This window comes from Paenibacillus phocaeensis, assembly GCF_900021165.1.
Classification (GTDB): Bacteria; Bacillota; Bacilli; order Paenibacillales; family Paenibacillaceae; genus Fontibacillus; species Fontibacillus phocaensis.
Genome location: NZ_FCOQ01000039.1, coordinates 1 through 15,234, shown reverse-complemented (window position 1 = coordinate 15,234; position 15,234 = coordinate 1). Strand labels below are relative to the sequence as shown.

16 protein-coding genes are annotated in these 15,234 nt (G+C 53.8%); 13 read left to right on the top strand and 3 right to left on the bottom strand.

Features of this window, described 5'->3' with window-relative positions; translation table 11 throughout:
• The first annotated feature begins 8 nt into the window (after positions 1 to 8).
• Both BN3795_RS24385 and BN3795_RS24380 read left to right on the top strand, forming a co-directional pair.
• Entirely contained in the window at positions 9 to 707 is a 699-nt protein-coding gene (locus tag BN3795_RS24385; protein WP_068787278.1) for an ABC transporter ATP-binding protein, read from the top strand.
• Entirely contained in the window at positions 704 to 1,462 is a 759-nt protein-coding gene (locus BN3795_RS24380; protein ID WP_068787277.1) for a hypothetical protein, read from the top strand. The genes BN3795_RS24385 and BN3795_RS24380 overlap by 4 nt, the downstream gene beginning before the upstream one ends.
• 84 nt (positions 1,463 to 1,546) lie before the next feature.
• Here BN3795_RS24380 and BN3795_RS24375 read toward each other — a convergent pair whose 3' ends face one another.
• Positions 1,547 to 2,269 carry a DUF1129 family protein gene (locus BN3795_RS24375; protein WP_068787276.1) on the bottom strand — a complete coding sequence of 241 codons (723 nt, stop codon included), beginning with the start codon at positions 2,267 to 2,269 and terminating at the stop codon, positions 1,547 to 1,549.
• A gap of 250 nt (positions 2,270 to 2,519) precedes the next feature.
• Between BN3795_RS24375 and BN3795_RS25755 the strand changes: the two genes are divergently transcribed.
• The 3 genes from BN3795_RS25755 to BN3795_RS24360 all read left to right on the top strand — a co-directional run bounded on the left by BN3795_RS25755 (position 2,520) and on the right by BN3795_RS24360 (position 4,612).
• Positions 2,520 to 2,741, top strand: a complete 222-nt coding sequence (locus tag BN3795_RS25755; RefSeq protein ID WP_068787275.1) for a hypothetical protein — start codon at positions 2,520 to 2,522, stop codon at positions 2,739 to 2,741.
• A gap of 148 nt (positions 2,742 to 2,889) precedes the next feature.
• Positions 2,890 to 3,714: an alpha/beta hydrolase gene (locus BN3795_RS24365; RefSeq protein WP_068787274.1), complete on the top strand. Its 825-nt coding sequence runs from the start codon at positions 2,890 to 2,892 to the stop codon at positions 3,712 to 3,714.
• Positions 3,715 to 3,826: 112 nt separating this feature from the next.
• Positions 3,827 to 4,612: a DODA-type extradiol aromatic ring-opening family dioxygenase gene (locus tag BN3795_RS24360; protein ID WP_068787273.1), complete on the top strand. Its 786-nt coding sequence runs from the start codon at positions 3,827 to 3,829 to the stop codon at positions 4,610 to 4,612.
• 827 nt (positions 4,613 to 5,439) lie between these two features.
• Here the strand turns inward: BN3795_RS24360 and BN3795_RS24350 are convergent.
• A complete protein-coding gene (locus BN3795_RS24350) occupies positions 5,440 to 5,922 on the bottom strand; it encodes a DoxX family protein (RefSeq protein ID WP_068787271.1) in 483 nt (160 codons plus the stop codon).
• A 211-nt stretch (positions 5,923 to 6,133) separates the two neighbouring features.
• Here BN3795_RS24350 and BN3795_RS24345 point away from each other — a divergent pair, with 211 nt between their 5' ends.
• The 4 genes from BN3795_RS24345 to corA all read left to right on the top strand — a co-directional run bounded on the left by BN3795_RS24345 (position 6,134) and on the right by corA (position 10,272).
• Positions 6,134 to 7,207: a DUF3048 domain-containing protein gene (locus BN3795_RS24345; RefSeq protein WP_068787353.1), complete on the top strand. Its 1,074-nt coding sequence runs from the start codon at positions 6,134 to 6,136 to the stop codon at positions 7,205 to 7,207.
• A gap of 184 nt (positions 7,208 to 7,391) precedes the next feature.
• Positions 7,392 to 8,006: a DUF47 domain-containing protein gene (locus BN3795_RS24340; RefSeq protein ID WP_068787270.1), complete on the top strand. Its 615-nt coding sequence runs from the start codon at positions 7,392 to 7,394 to the stop codon at positions 8,004 to 8,006.
• Between the two features lie 82 nt (positions 8,007 to 8,088).
• The gene (locus tag BN3795_RS24335; RefSeq protein ID WP_068787352.1) at positions 8,089 to 9,078 is read left to right on the top strand and encodes an inorganic phosphate transporter; all 990 of its coding nucleotides are present in this window, start codon (positions 8,089 to 8,091) and stop codon (positions 9,076 to 9,078) included.
• A gap of 234 nt (positions 9,079 to 9,312) precedes the next feature.
• Entirely contained in the window at positions 9,313 to 10,272 is a 960-nt protein-coding gene (gene corA / locus BN3795_RS24330) for a magnesium/cobalt transporter CorA (protein ID WP_068787269.1), read from the top strand.
• Between the two features lie 13 nt (positions 10,273 to 10,285).
• Here the strand turns inward: corA and BN3795_RS24325 are convergent, their stop codons facing one another.
• The gene (locus BN3795_RS24325; RefSeq protein WP_068787268.1) at positions 10,286 to 10,795 is read right to left on the bottom strand and encodes a hypothetical protein; all 510 of its coding nucleotides are present in this window, start codon (positions 10,793 to 10,795) and stop codon (positions 10,286 to 10,288) included.
• Positions 10,796 to 11,139: 344 nt separating this feature from the next.
• Between BN3795_RS24325 and BN3795_RS24320 the strand changes: the two genes are divergently transcribed.
• The 4 genes from BN3795_RS24320 to BN3795_RS24305 all read left to right on the top strand — a co-directional run.
• Positions 11,140 to 11,430 (top strand): YerC/YecD family TrpR-related protein, encoded by a 291-nt coding sequence (locus BN3795_RS24320; RefSeq protein WP_068787267.1) that lies wholly within the window; start codon positions 11,140 to 11,142, stop codon positions 11,428 to 11,430.
• 34 nt (positions 11,431 to 11,464) lie between these two features.
• On the top strand, positions 11,465 to 12,283 hold the full coding sequence (locus BN3795_RS24315; protein WP_110945381.1) for a sirohydrochlorin chelatase: 819 nt from the start codon (positions 11,465 to 11,467) through the stop codon (positions 12,281 to 12,283).
• Positions 12,284 to 12,311: 28 nt separating this feature from the next.
• Positions 12,312 to 13,193 (top strand): diacylglycerol kinase, encoded by an 882-nt coding sequence (locus tag BN3795_RS24310; protein ID WP_068787266.1) that lies wholly within the window; start codon positions 12,312 to 12,314, stop codon positions 13,191 to 13,193.
• A gap of 1,476 nt (positions 13,194 to 14,669) precedes the next feature.
• A partial coding sequence (locus tag BN3795_RS24305) for a TRAM domain-containing protein (protein WP_232730037.1) occupies positions 14,670 to 15,234 on the top strand: 565 nt, incomplete at its 3' end.

Genomic DNA, 15,234 nt, shown 5'->3' with positions numbered 1-15,234 from the left:
AGCCATCAATGGAACAGTTACTGGAAGTAAAGGGCGTATCGAAATCGTACGGCAGCAAGAAGGCATTACAGGGGGTGTCCCTCGAAATTGGCAAAGGGAAAATCGTCGGCCTGTTGGGGACGAACGGCAGCGGGAAGAGCACGCTGATGAAAATCGCTGCCGGCCTGATCCATCCTTCCGGCGGCAATGTGACAGTGAACGGAATGCCGGTGGGGTTGGCCACAAGATCGGCGGTTTCCTTCATGCCCGACCGTCCCCTGACGGAATCCTGGATGAAGGTCCGGGACGCAGTAGGATTTTATCGCGATTTCTACCCGGACTTCGATGAGCAGAAAGCCCGCATGATGCTGGAATTTATGAATCTGCATGAAAAAGAGAAGGTCAGCGCCTTGTCCAGGGGGATGAACGAGCGGCTTCAACTGACGCTAACTTTGTCGCGTAATGCCAAGCTGTATTTGCTTGACGAGCCGATCGGCGGGGTGGACCCGGTGGCCCGGACCAAAATTTTGGATGCGATCGTGGAGTTTTACAATGAGGAGAGCAGTCTCGTGATCTCCACCCATCTGGTGCGGGATATCGAGCGGATTTTCGATGAGGTCATCTTCATCCGCGGCGGCGAGATCGTGATGCAGGAAGAAGTGGAGAACCTGAGGATGCGGTATGGCAAAAGCGTCGATGACATGTTCAGAGAGGTGTTTGCGGAATGATGAAACTACTGAAGTACGATATCAAACAAAACGCCAATACCGTGCTGGGTTTGATCGCTGTCCTGGTGATCGTGCAAGGCTTGCTGTCGATGGCGGGTCGTCTTCGCCAATGGGATACGGGGGCGATTCTCGTCTTAACGATCGTGCTTTATCTAGCGGCTGCGATCATCCTGCTCGTGCAGGTATGCAAAACGTTCGCCTACAACATCAAGGCCTACCACCGCCGTTTGCTCCCGCTGCATCCGGTATGGACTATCGCGTCCTCGCTGCTGTTCAGCTGGCTGGTTGCATTGGTGATGGCCATCCTCATCAGCGTACATGCGGCATTGTACGTTCGGACCGGCCAGATGCCGTTCGATTTGATTCAAATCAGGGTGTCCGGCATCAAGGATATCGCGTTGATTGCCTTCAGCCTCCTCTGGATATACACGCTGCTGGTGCTGACGATCTTCCTGTCTATTGCAATCGGGGCGAGCGTCAGCATCCGGGGCAAAGCCGGGACCTGGGTCGGCATCGTGACCTTCTTCGTGATTCAGAACGGATTGTCCTGGCTGGAGGACCTGCTCTTTGGAGAAAGCGACACCGCGATATTGAAATTTGGCACTCTTCATGTCGGGAGCTCCGAGGAGATCAGTTCAGGGACGGCGAAGGCCGTCCAGTTGATCCCGCTGGGACCGTTTCTCCTTGAAGCGGCGGTTGCAGCCTTGATGGTATACGCCACCACGTATTTGCTGAAGAAACGAATTGAGATCTAAGCCCATCCGTGAAACCGCAGAAGCCGGCGCCTGTTCTCATAGGAAGGCTGCCGGCTTCTCGCGGATTTCTTCATAATTACGACATTACGACTTCGAGCGACGTCCAAAGAAGAAGATTTGCCCGGCCAGACCTACAGCAAAGAGGATCAGGCTGTCCCAGGGCGATACGGTGAAGGCGGGCATGATCCGGTTGAGCAGGGTGCCCACGATGATTAGCACGGCGGCCACGGCGATATAGGTACCGAAGGCCCGCAGGTTAAACCCGCGGGAACCGGAGGCAGAGCCGGCTCCCGGTGATTCGGACTCCTCCTTGCCTTCACCGGCTTTGGAGCTGTTGTCGAGGAAGCGGGTGACCAGCTCGATTAGCACGATGGACAGGCCTGCGATGATCAGCAGGGAGGAACTGCTGATCTGCGTATATTCCAGCTCCCCGCCAAACCACTTGCTGAAAAAGCCGGTGATCATATAAATAAAGAAGACCCAGGTCAGGGCTACCCAGGGGATCATCGTATAATATTTGACTTTGTCTTTCAGCGTCCGGGGCTTTCGCGTCTGTACGTCCTCCGCCAGCTCCGCACAATAGGCCTTCGGATCGGCTCCGAACTGTTCTGCGGCCGAGATGCCCTTGGCCTGATTCTTGACGATTTGCCGGGCCAGATCCAGCAGGATCTCTTCTCCCTTGGCTTCACTTAGCGAGCTTGCGCCGGAACGGAAGTACAAGACCATTTCCCCGAAATACGCTTCGTTATCCGGCGTCATTTGCTGCCGCAGCCGTTTGGTTTCGCCGATCATTTCGTGGATGTACATGGTAGTATCTCTCCCCCCAGTTTCTTCCGTAGTATACTGCATAGGTTGTCCGATTCGCAAGGGACCATAGCCGGGCTTAACCCGCAGCCGAACGGAACTCCAGGATTATGAACATTCCTTGAACAAGGAATAAAAAGCGTCCCTTGCTCCCAAAACTACAGCATAAGCAAAAACGGCAGCGCCGGCGGTAGGCTGCATCCGTTGCCGATCAGCGGCCTGTACATGATAACAGTTGCGGGAGGCAAAGCCAGTGGGAAAATATGAATCGGAGCTGACCCGGAGGTACTTGCTGAACAGCAACTCCCGGGGCAGCCTGGAAGAAGTCGTCATGAATGATACCGCCGAGGATGGCGGCATGTTGTGCGGAGATGATGAGGCCTGCGACGAAGGTCATATGGGCAATCACCAGTTTATGAAAGAGTGGGAAGGCCGGGTTACCACCCACGCCTATTTCCGTCAATCCTACGAATAGGAAGGAGCCGAAGGCTTCCCCGAAGCTGTCCGAGATCCGATTGACACCCCGGTACCGGTAATGATAAGATGAGTTTAAATCACATTAAACTTATCGGATTTAAATGGTATATAGATTCGTTACCGGAGTACGGGGAGGAGACGGGGATATGGAAAGACAGATTGTGATCCATCATGGGGAAGAACAACTTGCGGCCAGTATACATTACCCGGCCGAGAACAAATCTGGGGGGCGCTGCAATCGCGCTCCCCTGGTCGTGATCTGCCACGGATTTGTGGGCAGCCGCATCGGCGTCGACCGTCTATTCGTCAAGACCGCGAGGGAGCTCGCTGCGGACGGGTTCCTCGTGCTCCGCTTCGACTACCTCGGCTGTGGAGAGAGCACCGGCAATTATGGGGAGCACGGCGTCGAGTCGATGGTCGCTCAAACGCGGTCGGTGCTGGACTATGGCTTAAGCGCCTTTGACGTTGATCCCACGCGGGTATCCCTGATCGGGCATAGCCTAGGCGGGATGGTTGCCCTCCTGACCGCGAACCGGGACCGGCGTGTGAAGAACCTGGTCCTGTGGTCGGCCGTGGGGTATCCGTTCAGCGATATCGTCAAAATTACCGGACGCGATATATACGACCGAGCGGTGAAGCACGGTACGGCGGATTATCTCGGTTTTGGGCTGACGCCGAAGTTCTTCGATTCGCTTGGCGAATTTCAACCGTTCCAGGAAGCCGTCAAATTTACCGGCGATGTGTTTGTGGTCCACGGGACCTCGGACGATACCATACCGGCGGATTACGCCTTCTTGTATCAGAAGGTGTTCTGGATGCGTTCGGAGGGGCGTTGCGATAAGGAGATTATTTTTCAGGGAAGTCACACCTTCTCTTCCGGCGAGCATCAGCAACAGGTTATCCATAAGACAAAGGAATGGCTTGGAGGGCTGGAGGCCAAGCACACCGAATGGCAGCATTGGATGATTTGACGCCCTGAGGAAAGCGGCTCACGAACAGGATACACAAAAACTGGTAAAATCCTTCTTGGATGGATACAATGAAGGTGTAACCATTTTTTGGCGTAGGGAGGTTTGGGAGCTGATGTCTCAGCCTGCATTGTTTATTGCACACGGATCGCCTACTTTGGCCATCGAGCAAAACGCCTATACGGAGTTTCTTCGCCAACTGGGCCAGGAAACGTTAGAGCCCCCCAAAGCTGTCGTGATCTTCTCGGCTCACTGGGAGGCGCCGGTCCAATGGATCACAACGGATATGAAGCATGCGACAATGCATGATTTCTACGGGTTTCCCGAGGAGATGTACGCCATTGAATATCCGGCTCCAGGCAGTCCCGAGCTCAGCGGTGAGATCGAGGCGATCTTCCGTGCGCACAATCTGCCTTACAAGACATCGGCAGGCAGAGGACTCGATCACGGGGCTTGGGTTGTGCTCAAGCAATTATATCCTTCCGCCGATATCCCGGTCGTCGCCTTATCCGTGGATGCCAAGCGCGAACCTGAAGAGCAGTATGCCATCGGCAAGATGCTTGCGGAACTGCGGCACCAGAATATTCTGGTTATCGGCAGCGGCGGCCTGGTTCATAATCTTCGCCTGCTGGATGGGGAAGCGCGTGAGCCGGCTTCATGGGCGGTCGAGTTCGACGATTGGATCGGGCAGCAACTGCAAAGTTGGGATTTGCGGCAGCTGTTTGACTATGATCGCAAAGCCCCGCATGTACGGATGGCCATCCCTTCCTATGGACGGGAACACTTCGCGCCGCTCCTGTATGCCATGGGAGCCGCCGATGATGATCGGCGCGCGGTGAGACTCTTTCAGGATTATCAGTTTGGCAGCCTTAGCTTAAACTGCTGGAAATTCGGCGGCTGATGACGGCGAGAATTTCCTTCCCGTGCGTTGAACGGCCGGTCAACATAAATCAAGCGCAGCACCCATAAATGGGGACTGCGCTTTCGTTATTATTGGGCTAACCCTATTAGGCTAACCTCGCTCCGGTTTCGTCTTGTTTGCATATACTCGATTTTTCACATATAAATTGCCGCTTATGGGCCAATTTGCGAATTCTATTCGGTTTTTCATATAGATTCAGGACATTTGCGCCCGATTGGGGCGAATAAGCATGAAATTTCATATATATGGGGTCCAAGTGCCCCGACATGGGTGAAATGTATTCGAATTTTCGCATACATCTGGCAGAAAGTACCGGCAGCGAGCAAATTGCATTCGACCAAGCTGAACATGAGGGCTATAAGGGGATCGGGTGTGTCCGGCTTATGAGGGAGGTTCTGCAACAAATCCTCAGCAGCAACACCGTCACCGTAGAAAATCATCCGGGAAGCCGCCGACTCTTCACGTGGGAGAGGTGTGGATTCCCGCTCCGGTTCAACTTGTTTGCATATACTCGATTTTTCGCATATAAATTGCCGCTTATGGCCCAGGCTGCCGAATTCTATTCGGTTTTTCATATAGATTCAGGGCATTTGCGTCCGATTGGGGCGAATAAGCATGAAATTTCATATATATGGGGTCCAAGTGACCCGACATGGGTGAAATGTATTCAAATTTTCGCATACATACGGCAGAAAGTACCGGCAGCGAGCAAATTGCATTCGACCAAGCTGAACATGAGGGCCCTACAAAGTCTAAAATACCATATTTATCCGCAAACATCCGCGTCAACGGAGGCTTCTAACGAATTAACGCCGCCGCCCGGAATTTCTGCGGAAGTACGGCTGGAGGAAATAGTCTAAACCAATCCGGCCCGCATTCGTACCGGCAACGACGATAAAAATTTGGAGCAGCAGCAAGAGCGGGTTGGTGCTTACGGTCCCTGAGAACAGGAAGGCGAAGTTCATGACCATGCCAAAGAAGGCGGCCAGCCATGTAAAGGTCCCAAGGATGAGGCCAAGTCCGACGAGCACCTCGCCATAAGGTACCAGGATATTAAACAAACCGACATTGGGGACGGCAAAATGCTCCAGGAACGCGGCCCACCAACTCGACACGGCCGGATGCTCGCCGCCGCTCTTCGCCAAGGCTCCCGTCAGAAATCCAGCGGCATCAAAACCGCCGGTCACTTTACTCCATCCGGAGGTCAGCCATTCGTACCCCACATACAGTCTGAGCAGTAAGAGCAGCCAGGAGGCAATCGCGCTCTCCCTTAACCATGTTACGATCATTTTTCCATCTCCTTTCCGCTGATGCGGTGACAAGATTCGGTTTTTCTCGAGGAAAATTTCTCTTTGCTTAGTATTCATATTAGGGACAAAATTTAAAACATTCAATTTTTATTTAAATTGAATCTTCATTTGATCAGCGTGAGATTCCGGCTTCCCCCGAATCGGGAATTCAACGTATAATGTAGAAAACCCAGGAATTATGACGGAGGATATGCCTTTGAAATCATCGAAATTGAGTTGGTTGTTGCTCGTATCATTGCTTATCGTTGTGCTCTCCGCTTGCGGCAAGGATCAAGAGGCGGCCCCGCCTGCGGACGGCATTGCACCGCCGCAGTCGGTCGTCCCGGAGGAGCCGGCACCGCCCGAACCGTCGACGCCCGCCTATACGGCCCCGCTGACAGGATTGCCGCTGGAGGAGCCGCTGACCGGCAGACCGCTCGCCATCATGATCAACAATGCGCCGGCGGCTCGTCCGCAATCGGGATTAATTGATGCGGATGTTGTCTACGAAGTGTTGGCTGAGGGCGGAGTCACGCGCTTGGTGTCGATCTTCCACAGTCAGGCGGAAAATGCCAAAATCGGCCCGATTCGCAGCATTCGCCCGTACATGATCGATTTGGGCGAAAGTTATCATGGTGTACTGGTGCATGCCGGAGCGAGCAATGACGCTTATGCGATTTTGCAAAGACAGCATAAGGAGGATTTGGACGAGATTACGAACGCCGGTTCTTTCTTCTGGCGGGACAAGTCCCGGAAAGCGCCGCACAATTTGTATTCCAACGTGGAGAAGCTCATGGAAGGGGCCGTCAAGCGAGGATACGCCACGGAGGATGAGACGGTGCCCGCGTACGTTTTTTATAAGGAAAACGAACATCCCGATTCGCTGGAGACGGCCAATCATGTGGAGATCAAGTTCCAACTGGACAATTACAAGGTTAGTTACGATTACGATGCCGCCGCCGGACTGTACAAGCGCTCCGTGAATGGCAAGCCCCACACCGATCTGGAAACCGGTGATCCCTTAACCGCGGCGAACGTTGTCGTCATGGGGGCGGATCATCGGGTGCTCGACGACGTTGGCCGTCTGGATGTGGGGCTGTCGCTGGGAGGCGAGGCCGTCTTGTTCCAGCAGGGCAAAGTGATTCGGGCCGATTGGATCCGCAAGGACGGCGATATCATCCGGTTTATTAAAGACAACGTAGAGCTGCCGATGGTGCCGGGCCAAACCTTTATTCACGTCGTCCCCAATTCTCCAGATTTCGCCAGCCATGTGAAGGCAGAGTAAAGGCAGATCCTGTATTTTTATGGCGACGAGAGGATAACTCTGGGAGATTCAGGGGAAATATAAGCCCAAGATCGTGAAATGTTTGCGACATTATTTCCTATCTGTTAAGCAGTTGTGATAAGATATTCACGGTTGTGTAAAACCGACCGGAAGAATTACCTTATGGAGAGAAAAGGGGATACTGATGCGAGTGAAGAAGAAAGATATCTTTTTCCAGACGTTAGAGGAGATGGCGGATACGATCGTGCATTCGGCGGACTATTTCGCCCAGCAGGTTGCGGAATTCAAGGATGTTGAGGCCTTCGCCAAGAAAATGAAGGAATTCGAATCCAAATGTGATGAATACACGCATCGAATCATCGTGGAGCTGAACAAAACGTTCATTACCCCAATCGAACGAGACGACATAATGCATCTGATCACGGCGTTGGACGATGTGATTGACGGATTGGAAGCTTCGACTTCCCGATTCTTCATGTATCATTTGACCGAACCTGACGAATATATCGCCCGTTTCGCGGAAATTCTGCGCAATTCGGCTTACGAAATCCAAAAGGCGGTTCACTTGCTATCCCAGAAAAAACTGCTTGCGATCCGCGAATATACGATCCGTCTGAACGATCTGGAGAATCAAGGGGATGAATTGCTTCGGATTTGCATTAAGGAGCTGTTCGTCAAGGTAACCGACCCGATCGAACTGATCAAGAAGAAGGAGATTTACGAACGCTTGGAGACGACAACCGACGCCTGCGAGAAGGTCGCCAATATGCTGGAATCCATCATCATGCGTAATTCTTAAGAACTTCACTCTATATTTGATATTCGGGAGGTTGGAATTGCGCGGATTTACATAGAGAACACCATCTGTGCAAAAAGAAGCTATGGATACGAGTTTACTGATTATACTTATCGTTATCGCACTGGCGTTGGCGTTCGACTTCATTAACGGGTTTCATGATACGGCGAATGCGATTGCGACTTCGGTATCAACGCGCGCGCTGAAGCCGCGCACGGCGATCATGATGGCGGCCGTGATGAACTTCCTGGGCGCGATCATGTTTACCGGCGTTGCCAAGACGATCGGGGGCAGCGTGGCCGATCCGGCGAAGCTGGACAACGGTCTGGAAGTGCTGATCGCAACGTTGCTGGCCGCCATCATCTGGAACCTCATTACGTGGTGGTTCGGAATTCCGTCGTCTTCTTCCCATGCGCTGATCGGCTCGTTGGCAGGGGCCGTTTATGTTGGCGCAGGACCGGACAAGCTGAACTGGAGCGGGTTTACGACAATCGTCGAAGGTCTGGTTTTCTCTCCGGTGATCGCTTTCGTGATCGGTTATATCGTCATGTTTATTTTAAAATGGATCTTCGCCAGACGCAGTCCGCATACCGTGAATAAGGGCTTCCGTTCAATGCAGATTGTTACCGCCGCGCTGCAAAGCTTCACGCACGGCACCAATGATGCGCAGAAAGCCATGGGGATTATCACGTTCGCCCTGGTCACGGCCGACTTCCAGGATCACATGGAAGTGCCGCTCTGGGTGAAGCTTGCCGCGGCAACGGCGATGGCGCTCGGAACGTCGATCGGCGGCTGGAAAATCATCAAAACGATGGGGACGAAAATTTTCAAAATCGAGCCGATCAACGGCTTCGCTGCGGATATTTCCGCCGCATCGGTCATTTTCGGGGCAACGCTGATCCATTTGCCGGTCAGTACGACGCATGCCATTACCTCGTCCATCCTTGGCGTAGGTTCGGCGAAACGGTTCTCCGCCGTTCGCTGGTCGATGGCCGGGCGTATTGTCGTTGCCTGGGTGATTACGATTCCGATCGTGTTCGTCATGGCCGGAGCCATCTACAAGCTCCTCTTCTAGAGGCAGTTCAAACAGTCGTCTTTTGATCACGAAGTAAAAGCAAGAAGTTTATTCGGCATCGAATCTTGAATTCAGCCGGGCCAAGTCTATGGTTCCGATGCATGTTTCCTTCGGAAACATTTGAGTTGCTCACCTATTTGAACCTTTATTTTAAGGAAGTTTAACCGCGATTTTAAGGAATATCGACGAAAGCCAATCTGCTGAGGATTGGCTTTTTTTGAGGAGGTGGGGTAGATGATCAGGATCATGGGGATGACCCGGGACCATCAGGTCTTGACCAACCTTCCGCTGGAGCGGGTCAAGGACGGATCGTTCGTATGGACCTGGGTGGATCTGAACGCTCCTACGCCAGAGGAGACCGAGGTGCTGGCGAGCTTCTTCCATTTCCATCCGCTGGCGATCGAGGATTGCCTGCATGTCCTGCAGCGGCCCAAAATGGACTATTATGATGACTTTCAATTTCTGGTGCTGCATGCGATTAACGAAAATACCTTGGATACCGTGGAAGTGGATCTGTTTATCGGAGACGATTGTCTCGTTTCGTTCCACCAGCAGCGGCTGGACGAGATGGATGAGGCGTGGGACAGCATGCTGAAGCGAGCCCATGACCGCAAGGTGTGGGTGCACGGGCCGTATTCGGCGGCTTACATGGTGATCGACAGCTTGGTGGATCATTATTTTCCATGCGTGTATGCCATTGAGGATGAACTCGATGCATTGGAAAGTAAAGGAAGCCGCGAGTCGGTTGAGCAGCTGATGAACCAGGTCTTCGACCTGCGCAGCCGGCTGCTCAAGCTGCGGCGGACGATCGTGCCGATGCGCGACCTCATGTACCGCATCCTGAATTCGCAGCATGTCCAAGGCGACAAGGAGCCGCGCGCCTATTACTCGGACATCTATGACCATCTGCTTAAGCTGTCGGAGATGATCGACGTCGACCGGGAAATGACCGCGGATTTGCGCGATTCCTACATTTCGCTGAACTCCAATCGGATGAACGGGATCATGAAGACGCTGACGGTGATTACCACGGTCTTCATGCCGCTGACGCTGATCGCCGGGATTTACGGGATGAACTTCGTTCATATGCCGGAGCTCCACTGGAAATACGGATATTTTGCCGTCATCGGCCTGATGGCCGCACTTGGCGGCTGGATGATCCTCTGGTTCAGTAAACGGGGCTGGTTCAAGTAAAGCCGCCGCCGGTTTAGCGGCGGCGTTTACCTGATTTACCTGATTTGCCGGTCGATGACCGCTTCCCGCTGCGGTTGGAGCCGGTGCGGCTGCCGCTTTTCTTGCGGGTGGATTTCCGCCGGCGGGGACGATATTCCTCCATCCGTCCGGCGCGGCCGCCAGCCGCAGATTTGCCTTTCCCCCCGGGCAGGAGCGTGGTGAACAGCTTCGCCATTGGCGCGAATTGCTGCACGGTTTGCATCACTTTCTGCACCTGGCCCATCGTGGACAAGATCCCATCGATCCCGCCCATCCGATCGACGATGCCTTTCAGGTCGCCTAGGCTCGGCAGCGATAAGCCGCCGCCGGACTTCGGTGTGGCGGAAGGTGTCGTCGTCTGGATTGGCGTGGGGGTCGGCGGGGAGTAAGGGACCAGGGAGGAAGCTTCCGCTTTGATCTCGTACGGATTTACCCCCGGGTAGTAATGGGTGTACGGATAGAACGGGGGCACCGGACCTTGGCGTGAATCATTGTTTTGGGGCATGGTATCACGTTCCTTTACGGATATTTTGTCGGGCAGGCGGATCGGAAGGCCCGTTTCCTTCTTGTCCGCCCATCCGAGACAAGACCTAGGTGTGGATTGGATACGCCGCAACATGGGACCCGCGCGAGTGGTGTCGGCGTGATTTTCCCTGGCTAGGCGTTTGTATTACTATACTGTATGTGCCCGCCCTGTCTTGTGTATGGACGAATGTCCCGGTTCTGGTGGGCGTTCGCGGAATTTAGGCGTTCTTTCTGTGATGCGTGAAACCGTTAATGCTTGAAAAGGAGTACACCACTCAGGTACAATGAGGGTGTGGTACAGTAACGGTAGGGGATGATAATTCAGTGCAGCTGAAGAAATTAAACGACAAAACGATCGATCAATTATTCGAAGCCATCTTAACGTTAAAAGACATCGAGGAATGTTACGTTTTTTTTGATGACCTGTGCACCGTAAATGAAGTTCAGTCTATGTCGCAACGGCTGGAAGTTGCCCGAATGTTGGGCAAAGGCAACACATACAACCAGATTGAAGCGGAGACCGGCGCCAGCACGGCGACGATTTCGCGGGTAAAGCGCTGCCTGAATTACGGTAACGACGGCTACAAAATGGCGTTGGATCGTTTAGGGCGTTAAGCCTATGACGGAGGAAATACAAGCGCAGTCGATGATGACGGATCTCGGGAGAGGGACTTGCCCGACGGGGGACTTGCGGAATCCGGGAGTACTGGTGATCAGTCACGGTTCCCCGGACGAGCATTGGGTTGCTCTCGTGGAGGCGGCGGTCGCGGAAGCGGCGGGGGACTTGCCCGCCGGGCTTCCGCTGGCCTGCGCTTTTCTCGAAACCGTGGAAGGCCGCCTGATCCAAGACGGCATCGATCGGCTGGAATCCCAGGGAGTGACGGACATGATCGTCATTCCCTTGTTCGTGTCCTCGGGGAGTACACATATCGATGAGATCGCCTATGCGCTGGGCGTGAAGGAGGCGCCGGAGAAGGAAACCGACCTGGAACGTTTTCGGGTTTCCGCTCGGGTGTTTTTTGGCGATCCTATCGATGACGGTCCGCTGGTCGCCGAGATGGTGTGGGAGAAGGTGAAGGGGCTGTCGGTTCGGCCGGAGCGCGAGGTGCTGCTTCTGGTCGGGCACGGCAGCCGGCATCCCGGCTTCCTGCAGCGGTGGGAACGCGGGATTTCCTCGCTGGCGGCCCAATGCGGAGAGCTCGCCGGATTAGCGGGCGGGGCCGATTACGCCTTGCTGAATCCGGACAGCGTTCGTTCGAAGGTCCAGTATTGGACGGAGGGGCGGGGGATGGATGTGATTGTGGCGCCGCTTTTTTTGAGCGCAGGGTATTTCACCAAGGTTACGATCCCGTCGCGGCTGGAGGGGTTGCCGCATCGCTATTCGGGTGAGGCGCTGCTGCCCCATCCTTTGGCCTCTCGCTGGATGTCACGGCAAATATTGAATATAATGGGATCATTGACATGTTGACATTTTGAGATCGGGTGGCGTTTGTAGAATGAAAAGAGCTAGGTTGATTTATAATCCAACCTCGGGGAGAGAAGAGATGCGGCGCCTTCTGCCGGACGTGCTGGAGCGTCTGGATCAGGGCGGCATCGAAACGTCGTGCCATGCGACAACCGGGGAAGGCGATGCGACGCGCGAGGCCGCTCTGGCGGTAGAACGCGGATATGATATCATTATCGCGGCCGGGGGAGACGGGACGCTGAACGAGGTCGTGAACGGCATGGCCGGGAAGAGCAAATTGCCACCTCTGGGGGTGTTCCCGTTGGGCACAACCAACGATTTTGCTCGCGCGATGGGAATCCCCCGGCGCTGGGAGGATTATTGCGACCTGGTCATCGAGAATCAAACGAGACCGATTGATATCGGCCAGGTAAACGGCCGCCATTTCATCAACATCGCCGGCGGCGGCACGTTGACCGAGCTGACGTACGAGGTGCCGAGCCGGCTCAAGACGATGATCGGACAACTGGCCTACTACATGAAGGGCATCGAGAAGATGGCCAGCCTATCGCCGACCAAGCTGATCATTCATGCGGAAGGCTACGAGGTGATGGAAGGCGAATTCATGCTGTTCCTGATTGCCAACAGCAACTCGGTTGGCGGCTTCGAGAAGCTGGCGCCGGATGCACGGATCGACGACGGATTGTTCGACGTGATCGCCGTCAAGAAGTGCAACCTGGCGGAATTCATCCGCCTGGTCACGATGGCGCTGCGCGGCGATCACTTGGGCGACTCGCATGTCGTCCACTTCAAGACGCGGCGCATGGAAGTCACCTCGCCCGGCCGCGTGCTGCTGAATCTCGACGGCGAGCTCGGCGGCGAGTTGCCCGGCGTGTTCGAGATTTTGCCGCAGCATTTGCGGATTTTTGCTTAGGCGGGGATTGAGGGTTGAAAGTAAAGATTAAAGATTAAAGATTAAAGATTAAAGATTAAAGATTAAAGAGGCTGGTTGAGACGGTCCCCCGCCGGGTTGGCGGGGGATTTGGCTTGGTTGGGGCATGTGAGGGGACGTTGCTGGTAATCGAAATTTCATACATATTAGGGGGGTGAACGGGCGACGGACGGGATTATGTATGAAAAACCGAATAGATTACTGTACTTTGGGTCCTTCGCGCCACATTGTATCTGAAAAATCGAATACATTCGAGCGGATTCAGCTGCTTTGGCGGAATGTAGTCGAAATTTCATACATATTAGGGGTGTGAACGGGCGACGGACGGGATTATGTATGAAAAACCGAATAGATTACCGCACTATGGGTCCTTCGCGGCACATTGTATGTGAAAAATCGAATACATTCGAGCGGATTCAGCCGCTTTGGCGGAATGTAGTCGATATTTCATACATATTAGGGGTGTGAACGGGCGACGGACGGGATTATGTATGAAAAACCGAATAGATTACCGCACTATGGGTCCTTCGCGGCACATTGTATCTGAAAAATCGAATACATTTCGGGTGGGTTCAGCCGCTTTGGAGGAATGTAATCGAAATTTCATACATATTAGGGGTGTGAACGGGCGATGGACGGGATTATGTATGAAAAACCGAATAGATTACCGTAATTTGGGGTCTTCGCGGCACTTTGTATCTGAAAAATCGAATACATTCGGGCGGGTTTAGCCGCTTTGGAGGAATGTAATCGAAATTTCATACATATTAGGGGTGTGAACGGGCGACGGACGGGATTATGTATGAAAAACCGAATAGATTACCGTACTATGGGTCCTTCGAGGCACATTGTATCTGAAAAATCGAATACATTCGAGCGGATTCGGCCGCTTTGGCGGAATGTAGTCGAAATTTCATACATATTAGGGGTGTGAACGGGCAACGGACGGGATTATGTATGAAAAACCGAATAGATTACCGTACTATGGGTTCTTCGCGGCACATTGTATCTGAAAAATCGAATACATTTCGGGTGGGTTCAGCTGCTTTGGCGGAATGTAGTCGAAATTTCATACAGATTAGGGGTGTGAACGGGCAACGGGAGGCATTATGTATGAAAAACCGAATAGATTACCGTACTATGGGTCCTTCGCGGCACATTGTATCTGAAAAATCGAATACATTTCGGGTGGGTTCAGCCACTTTGGCGGAATGTGTATAGTTCACTTCATGCGTGCAGGGAAACTGGGTTAAATGGGGCGAAGTAGCTGTAGGATTTTCAGTTCATTTTGCGAAATCGGGCCAAACGGGGTAAATTAAAGATAGCGTGGATGGAACCGCAATAACGAATGTGTAGCCTTTCTTTGATAGGGAAGGATTATCAGGATATAAGCAAGACCGCGTTGGATGGAAGCATTGTTGGAGTAACCGGTTCAGTTGAGCCTAGAAGGAGAAAGAGATGAAGAAACAACGGAGTAACACGGGCCGTCCCGGCGGCGGACGGATGAGCGGAGCCCGGCGGCAAGGACAACAAACGGCCAGCGGTTCGGAAAGCAGCCGTGGTGGGCGAGGAGATGCTGCCGGATCGCAGGGACGTACAGCTGTGGCGGAAGCGGCGATTGCTGGTCTTCCCGTGGCGAAAAACGATGAGGTCATCGTCGACATCATCGGGATGAACCACGACGGGGAAGGCGTGGGCCGGGCCGAAGGCTACACGCTGTTCGTGGCAGGCGCCTTGCCGGGCGAGAAAGCCCGGGTCAAGGTGCTGAAGACAAAGAAGCAGTATGGCTATGCCAAACTGCTGGACGTGGTTGAGGCAAGTCCGGACAGGGTGGCCCCGCCCTGTCCGATCTTCGACAAGTGCGGCGGCTGCCAGCTGCAGCACATGAGCTACGACGCGCAGCTCGCATGGAAGCGGCAGCACGTCGTAGACGCGCTGGAGCGAATCGGCAAGCTGCGCGTGGCGGGGGGCGCGCCGGGAGCGGGCGCGCCGGAGGGCGCCAGCGGCGAAGCAGGCGCTGCCG

Excerpts from the sequence above, each read along its gene's own strand:
- BN3795_RS24385 (WP_068787278.1), top strand. The coding sequence starts at position 9 with ATGGAACAGTTACTGGAAGTAAAGGGCGTATCGAAATCGTACGGCAGC.
- BN3795_RS24380 (WP_068787277.1), top strand. The coding sequence starts at position 704 with ATGATGAAACTACTGAAGTACGATATCAAACAAAACGCCAATACCGTG.
- BN3795_RS24375 (WP_068787276.1), bottom strand. The coding sequence starts at position 2,269 with ATGTACATCCACGAAATGATCGGCGAAACCAAACGGCTGCGGCAGCAA.
- BN3795_RS24365 (WP_068787274.1), top strand. The coding sequence starts at position 2,890 with ATGGAAAGACAGATTGTGATCCATCATGGGGAAGAACAACTTGCGGCC.
- BN3795_RS24360 (WP_068787273.1), top strand. The coding sequence starts at position 3,827 with ATGTCTCAGCCTGCATTGTTTATTGCACACGGATCGCCTACTTTGGCC.
- BN3795_RS24350 (WP_068787271.1), bottom strand. The coding sequence starts at position 5,922 with ATGATCGTAACATGGTTAAGGGAGAGCGCGATTGCCTCCTGGCTGCTC.
- BN3795_RS24345 (WP_068787353.1), top strand. The coding sequence starts at position 6,134 with ATGCCTTTGAAATCATCGAAATTGAGTTGGTTGTTGCTCGTATCATTG.
- BN3795_RS24340 (WP_068787270.1), top strand. The coding sequence starts at position 7,392 with ATGCGAGTGAAGAAGAAAGATATCTTTTTCCAGACGTTAGAGGAGATG.
- BN3795_RS24335 (WP_068787352.1), top strand. The coding sequence starts at position 8,089 with ATGGATACGAGTTTACTGATTATACTTATCGTTATCGCACTGGCGTTG.
- corA (WP_068787269.1), top strand. The coding sequence starts at position 9,313 with ATGATCAGGATCATGGGGATGACCCGGGACCATCAGGTCTTGACCAAC.
- BN3795_RS24325 (WP_068787268.1), bottom strand. The coding sequence starts at position 10,795 with ATGCCCCAAAACAATGATTCACGCCAAGGTCCGGTGCCCCCGTTCTAT.
- BN3795_RS24315 (WP_110945381.1), top strand. The coding sequence starts at position 11,465 with ATGACGGATCTCGGGAGAGGGACTTGCCCGACGGGGGACTTGCGGAAT.
- BN3795_RS24310 (WP_068787266.1), top strand. The coding sequence starts at position 12,312 with ATGAAAAGAGCTAGGTTGATTTATAATCCAACCTCGGGGAGAGAAGAG.